This is a genomic window from Longimicrobium sp., assembly GCF_036387355.1.
Classification (GTDB): Bacteria; Gemmatimonadota; Gemmatimonadetes; order Longimicrobiales; family Longimicrobiaceae; genus Longimicrobium.
On the sequence record NZ_DASVTX010000401.1, the window covers coordinates 1 to 6,600 of the forward strand.

Genomic DNA, 6,600 nt, shown 5'->3' on the forward strand with positions numbered 1-6,600 from the left:
CACCCGGCCGCCGGGGCGCGGCGCAGGCGCGGACGCCGCTGGCGAGTTTTCGCTGGTGAACCACGCCGCCATCGCCGTGCGTGACCTGCGTGTGCGGCACGGGATGGAGCGCGTGCTCGTCGTTGGGTGGGGCGCGCGACCGCCCGTCGCGCTTGCCCGCCTGCTGGCGGAAGACGATGGAGTTCAGCTCATCTCCATCCACGCGCATCCCCGCTCGTTCCCCAACCCTGATCCGTCAGCGGACGAACATCCCGCGATCCCCGGCGCGGCGCTGGCGCCCGGGAGCGACGGCGAGGCGTTCGCGGATGCGCTCCGCGCGGCGCTGGCGAACGTGCAGAAGCCGGTCGACTTCGTCCTGCTCTCCGCCGGCTTCGACATCCTGGCTGCGGACGCGCAGGGCCCGCTCGCCGTGCAGCCGGATGAGGTGTACACCATCACCGCCGTGCTGCGCGAGTGGGCGGATGAGCGCGCCGGGGGCCGCCTGGTTTCCGTGCTGGAAGGCGGGTACGCCGCCGCCGAAACTGCCCGCGCGGTCATTCAGCACATCCGCGCGCTGGCGGCAATCGAACGCGCCTGATCCACGCGCCACCGGTCGTATACCGCGCCGGTGATCCATTCCGGCGATTCCTCTCCCGCCACGGCCCAGACGAAACACGCCGCCGCGAGCCGAAGCGCGGAGGGCGAGCGCCGCATGCGGGCAGAGTCAAGCCCTCCCGCCGCCCGCGCCCGCCGTATACCTTCCCGTCCACCGGAACACACCGAGCACGCCGGCGCACGCGGACCGGCCCACTTTCGTACTCTCGTACTCTCGTACTCTCGTACTCTCGTACTGCCGTTCCGCACTCACGCACCCAGCACTCACGCACTCACGCACTCACGCACTCACGCACTCAGCACTTGCAGTCCCTCCGCCTCACCGGAACCCTCCTCGCCCAGTACTTCCGCTTCGACTGCGACCGGCAGCTCAGGTGGGAGATGGTGCCGCGCGGCCTGCGCGGCGCGGACGTTCCCGCGCCCAACTCCGACCCCGCGCTCGGCCCCGTCATCGGCCAGCGGCCGGGGATGAAGCTGCTCACGCGCGCCGGACGCCGGTGGGAGGCGCGCGCCATGGACCGGCTGATCGCGCACTTCGGCGAGCGCGCCGTGGTGGCGGAGCGCGGCGCGGACGGGCGCACGGAACGCCTCGCCTATGCCGCCGTCGTGCGCGCGCTGCGCGAGCCGGGGGGCGCGCGCTGGCTGGTGCAGCCGGAACTGCGCGTTCCTGACGGATTCCGTGCACGCCACGGCATTCCCGCGGAGGTGCGCATCGCGCCCGCGCAGCCGGACCTGGTGCGGCTGGGGCGCGACGCGCGCGGGCGGCTGCGGCTGGGCGTGGCGGACATCAAGTGGAGCCGCGAGGGCGCGCTGCAGCATTTTGCGCAGGTCGCGTTCTACGCACTCCTGCTGGAGGAAATCTGCCGCGCGGAGGGGATCGACGCCGTCGTGGACACGCGCTGGGGATGGCTGTGGACCCGCGGCTCGCGCGGCCCCAAACGTTTTCCCCTGGCCGCGTATCGCCATCACGTGCAGGCGTTTCTGCGGGATGAGCTGCCGCGCGTGGCCGCCGCGTCTGCCGCGGAGGCGGAGTGGCACCTGCGTCCGCGCTGCACCTCGTGCGCCTTCTTTGCCCACTGCCGCGCCGAGGCCGAGCGCACGGACCACCTGTCGCGCGTGGTGGGGCTCACGCCGCTCGCCGCGCGCGAACTGCGCGGCCGCGGCATCCGCACCGTGCGCCAGCTGCGGACGGCGGAGTTCAAGAGGGGGGTCTACACCGGCTGCCACGCGCTCGAATCCGCGGAGTCGGTGCTCAAGAAGCGCGTGCAGGCGCTGGATTTCGGCAAGCTGAAGGAGGGGGAGAAGCAGAGCTTCCGCATGCCGCCGTTCGAGGCGGCAAAGGTCATCGTCACCGCGGAGGCGGACCCGGTGAGCGGGGCGGTGTTCGCCATCGGCCTTCGCGCGGAGCGCGCGGGCGCGCCGCCGCGGACGGACGTGTTCGTGTCCGCGCAGGGGAGCGAGGCGGGCGAGCGTGAGGTGCTGGGCCGCTTTCTGGTGCGCGCCGCGGAGATCGTGGCCGATACGGAAGCCGCCACGCGCGACACGCAGGCAGGGGCGCGCCGTGTGAGCCGGGGCGCGCACGTGTACCTGTGGGACGCGGGCGAGGCCGAGCTTCTGCGCGACTGCCTGCAGCGGCACCTGGGCGACGCGGGAACGCAGCCGGGGATCGCGGGCGTCGCGCGCCTCCTGTTCCCCGGGGGAGACTCCGGCGCGCCGCCGCCCGGGACGGTGGTGCTGGACGTGGTGAGCGAACTGTTCGCGCTTCCCATCCCCTTTGCGTGGGACCTGGCCTCCGTCTCGGACGCGCTGCAGCCGGCGGAAAAAGCGTGGGTGCACCGCACGCGGCCGGACTACGGCTGGCCGTTCAGCAGCCAGGTGGCGTTCGAGCGCATCCACGACGTATGGCGCCGCCGTGCGCACCCGGTGGCGGGACGGGAGGAGGCGCCGGAGCGAGTGCGCGACGAGATCGTCCGCGCTGTGACCAGCAAGCTGTCCGCGGTGGATTCCGTGATCCGCGCCATTCGCGACCACGCGCTGCGCCGCCGCGATCCCATGCTGCGGATGGACTCCGGCGCGTTCGGCGAGGGCGGCGCGCCCATCGATGATCCCGCGCTGGAGCAGCTTCGGCTGTTCACGCTGGCGGAGGCGGCGGAGCAGGCGGCGTCCATCCGCGCCCTGCACGCCCTCCCCACGGCGGACCGCGCGCGCCGCTTTGAATCGATCTCCGGGCTGCACCTGGTGGAGCGCCTGCCGAACGGGCACGCCGTGTTCGAGTTCGATCCGGCCTGCCGCGAGGCCAAGTTCCGCCCCGGCGACTTCGCCCTGGTGCTGACGAACGACGACGGCCGCATGCTGGCGGAAACGGACGTAAAGCCGTGGCTGCGCCGCAAGCTGATGGTGGAGCTGATCGACTACGACCTGGCCTCCTCGCCGCCTCGCGTCGCGCTCGCGCCCGACACCCCGTGGGACAAGCTGGCCGCGGACCGCTACGACGGGCGCCCGGTGCTGGACCTGAACCGCGTCTGCGTGCTGGACCGCGCCTCGGTGGACTTCAACACGCGCCGCGTGGTGGAGAGCCTGCGCGCCCTGGCCGGCAGCCACGGAGAATCCGCCACCGTCCGCACGCTGCTCGAGGGACGAGCGCCGGAATCGGGTCCGACGCCGCTGGATGCGGACGCGGGGTGGCGGGAGACGGTGGCCGTGGCGCACGCGCGCCGCGGCTACGCGCTCAACGCGGAGCAGGAGGCGGCCTGGCGCGCCGCGTTCGGCCAGTCCGTTTCCGTCATCTGGGGGCCGCCAGGGACGGGAAAGACGTACCTGCTCGCCTGGATCCTGATCGGGATGGCGGCGGCGGCGCGCGGGGCGGGGCGTCCGCTTCGCATTCTGGTGACCGCGGCAACGCACCGTGCGGTGGTGAACGTGCTGGCCCGCGTGGCGCGCGAACTGGCCTCCGCCGGGCTGAATTCGCCGCTGCGGGCGGTAAAGCTGGCGGGGCGGGGGAGCGAGGCGGACGAGGACCTCGCCGGGGTGGAGGTGGAGGTGATCCGCGACGATCATCTCCCCCGCGCGCTGGCGGCTTCCGATGCGGACGGCCTGCCGCTGGTCGCGGGCTCTACCGTGTGGTCGCTGTGGAAGCAGATGCGGACGATGAACGGCGACGCGGAGGAGGACGACGCGAAATCCGGCGTCCCCATCCGCCCGCTGTTCGACGTGGTGGTGATCGACGAAGCGAGCCAGATGAAGGTGCCGGAGGCGCTGATCGCCCTGTCGTCGCTGCGCCCCGGCGGGCGCGTGGTGCTGTGCGGCGACGACCGGCAGCTTCCGCCCATCCTGTACGGCCGTTATCCCAGGGAAGATACGCTGTTCGGGTCGGCGTTCACGCACTTCGCGGAGCGGTTCGGGCGGCTGGCGCTGCGGGAGAGCCGGCGGATGAACCGCGCCCTGGTGCGGTGGCCGGCGCGCCTCTTCTATCCCGGCTTCGTGTCGATGGACCCGCACCGGCGCCTCGCGCTTTCCGCCACGGCCGAGCCGTCCGATCCCGTGGACCGGCTGCTGTGGGACGCGCTGCTGCGGCCGGACGACGAAGCCGTGTTCTGCACCTACGCCGGGGTCCGCGCCACGGCGCGCAACCCGTTTGAGGCCGGCCTGGCCGCGCGCCTGGCCCGCCTTGCCCGCGCCGCGATGCGCGATCCCGCGACCGGGGACGCGTACACGCCCGAGGCGTTCCGCGCGCACGGGCTGGCCGTGCTTTCCCCCCACCGGGCGCAGAATGCGGCCATCCTGGGCGAACTGGTGGCGGGCGGGTGGCCGCGCGGCGAGCTTCCCGTGGTGGACACGGTGGAGCGCATGCAGGGCAACGAGCGGGAGATGATCATCGTTTCCTACGCCGTCGCGGACCGCGAGTACGCCGAGCGCGAGGCGGACTTCCTTTTGAATCCCAATCGTTTCAACGTCTCCATCACCCGCCCGCGCTCCAAGCTGGTGGTGCTGATGAGCGACGACGTGCTGCGCACCCTGCCGCGCGACGAGGAGACGATGACCGAGTCGATGGCCATCAAGGGCTACCCGGCCCATTTCCGCCACGAGCGCGTCATCCAGATCCCCGGCCCCGACGGCGCCCTCGTGTCGCTGACCGTGCGCACCGGAACGCGCTGACCGCGTGTGCAGCCCCCGTCCCTCGTCGGATAGAATGAAGCGGGTCCCGGGCAGAACGCCCGGGACCCGCTTTCACATGTGGATGCGTGAGATCAGAACGCGATGCTCAGGCCCACGCCGGCGCTGAAGTACTCCACGTTCAGGCTCGACTCCGCCAGCCCGAGCGCGACGGGCAGCTTGGCCTCGTAGCGCCGGTAGCCCACGCTGGGGCTCAGCACCAGGCCGGGCGCGACGTCGAAGGCCAGCCCGCCGCCGAGCTCGAAGCCGGTCTTGCTGTCGATTCCCTGATCGCTGCCGTCCACTTCCAGCTGGTGAAAGACCGCGCCGCCGCCAATGTACGGCCGCACCCGCGCGCTGCCGGTGGGGATGGCGGCCGTGATGCCGGCCGAAAACCCCTTGTCCACCGCGTCGGCGTCCTCGTTGGTGGTGCTCCCGAAGGTGGCGTAGTCGTAGCTGCCGTACACCCCCAGCCCGCGTGCCACGCCCACCGACGCCGAGGCACCGAAGCTGACGCCGTTCTCCGCCACGTCCTTGAAGTCGCCCGTCGGGATCACGTAATCCGCGCGTCCGCCGACCGAAAACGGAATGGGAGACTGCGCCGCGGCCGTCCCCGCACTCGCCGCCACACCCAGCGCCACCGCCGCAAACAAAACCTTCTTCATCGTTCCGTACCCATGTCTGGTCACCGTACTCTCTCCGGTCCCGCGGCATCCACGGAGGATGCGTCCGGTGCGGTCCGGAGAGCGCTTGTGCCGGTCCCTCTTCGCGAGCACTGTGCCACAACCCGTCTCGACGACTGATCGTAAGTGATTACCTGCGTAAGCTTTAGCGATTTCCGGCGCATGGAACAATTCGGAAAAACCGGGGTTGCGTCCCCTTCGCTGTACGACGCCTGTCGAAGCGCGTCCACCCTGGTGGACAGCGCCGCCCGACCCCCGGCCCAGACTCCGCGCGGGTCGGTTGAAGCCTCGATCCTGGACGCGCCAGCGGCCGGGAGTTGGGCTTCCGCGGTTCGAGCGGCGGATTCATCCGCTCAGACGAGAGACGCTGCGTGTACGTCCGTCCCTGGGCACCGGGCACTTGAACCTGGGCACTTCTGTTCCCCTAAACCCTTTCGCACCAACGGCATTGACACCTCCGCCCAACCCCGCTAGATTGATCACGTCGGTTGAAAACTTGGGTTTGGGGCTGTCATGGTTTCGACGTGTATGGTGAAGCCGTGGCTGCGTGCCGAGGTGCTCGGAGCACTCGTAAAACCTCCGGGAAATTGTAACCGCGAACGATAACTTCGCCCTGGCTGCGTAAGTAGAGTCTTAACGGCTCCTTACCTCCCATTTGCCGATCAGCCCTGCTCGAGGCGGGTCGTCAGATGTCGCTAAAATCGAGCTGGCCCGCGTTCGGCGCCGTAACGGCGCGGGTGAGAACTTTACGGCTGGTTCCTGATGGGCTTTGCTCTGGCCGATGAGGGGACGAGGAGAACAGAACAGAGCAATACGCACGTAGACGCTGCGGGGGATCTGTAGGCGGACGCGGGTTCGACTCCCGCCAGCTCCATACATCAAAACGCCGGATCGGGCTTCGTGCCCGGTCCGGCGTTTTGTCGTCCATCGAGCAACAGAATGCGGCCCGCGCCATCCCCGGCGCGGGCCGCTTTCTGTTTCCATCAGATTATATGAGCCGTCATTCTGAAGGAGCGTGCGCCGCGCTCTTCCCGGCACCGCGTTCATGCGCGACTGAAGAATCCCGGACCGAAGCGTCCGCCCCGCCGTGGTCCGGCGTGGCGCGCGCCAGCCTCTCCCGCCGCACCCGCAGCGTCCGAGCGCGGCGCGCAGCCGGGCGTGCATCGGAAGC

The 6,600-nt window shown here is 70.7% G+C and carries 2 protein-coding genes, 1 other RNA gene and 1 pseudogene; 3 read left to right on the plus strand and 1 reads right to left on the minus strand.

The genetic code is table 11. The features are described 5' to 3' along the window. Both VF665_RS17645 and VF665_RS17650 read left to right on the plus strand, forming a co-directional pair. A pseudogene (locus VF665_RS17645) lies at positions 1-577 on the plus strand (hypothetical protein); the annotation flags it as partial. A 320-nt stretch (positions 578-897) separates the two neighbouring features. Further along, complete coding sequence (locus VF665_RS17650; RefSeq protein WP_331054767.1) at positions 898-4,749, plus strand: bifunctional RecB family nuclease/DEAD/DEAH box helicase; 3,852 nt, start codon at positions 898-900, stop codon at positions 4,747-4,749. A gap of 92 nt (positions 4,750-4,841) precedes the next feature. Here the strand turns inward: VF665_RS17650 and VF665_RS17655 are convergent, their stop codons facing one another. Continuing rightward, positions 4,842-5,411: an outer membrane beta-barrel protein gene (locus tag VF665_RS17655; protein WP_331054768.1), complete on the minus strand. Its 570-nt coding sequence runs from the start codon at positions 5,409-5,411 to the stop codon at positions 4,842-4,844. A 522-nt stretch (positions 5,412-5,933) separates the two neighbouring features. On the opposite strand from VF665_RS17655, the gene ssrA reads away from it, so the two are divergent. After that, positions 5,934-6,306: a transfer-messenger RNA gene (ssrA, locus tag VF665_RS17660) on the plus strand. The last annotated feature ends 294 nt before the right edge of the window (positions 6,307-6,600 follow it).

Bases quoted from the DNA above. Each gene is read 5' to 3' on its own strand.
- VF665_RS17655 (WP_331054768.1), bottom strand. From the start codon at position 5,411: ATGAAGAAGGTTTTGTTTGCGGCGGTGGCGCTGGGTGTGGCGGCGAGT.